1 protein-coding gene is annotated in these 223 nt (G+C 70.0%); it reads right to left on the bottom strand.

Translation table 11 applies throughout. The features are described 5' to 3' along the window. A partial coding sequence (locus BN358_RS24135; RefSeq protein WP_157593501.1) for an EamA family transporter occupies positions 1-223 on the bottom strand: 223 nt, incomplete at both ends.

Here is a 223-nt window from a genome sequence, read left to right as displayed (position 1 = left end):
CCACGACGCGACGATCACGCACGCCATCGCGACGACCTCGGACCAGCTGAGCTGCTCGTGCAGGATGACCAGGGCTGCGAGGGCGGCGACGGCGGGCTCGAGGCTCATCAGGATGCCGAAGACGCTCGCTGGGATGCTGCGCCGGGCCACCATCTCCAGGCCGTAGGGGATCACCGAACTCATCACGCCCACGATCGCGGCCAGGCCCAGCACCGGCCACTGC

This window comes from Sedimentibacter sp. B4 (assembly GCF_000309315.1).
In the GTDB taxonomy this organism is placed as follows: domain Bacteria; phylum Bacillota; class Clostridia; order Tissierellales; family Sedimentibacteraceae; genus Sedimentibacter; species Sedimentibacter saalensis.
This window is presented reverse-complemented; position numbering and strand designations above follow the sequence as displayed.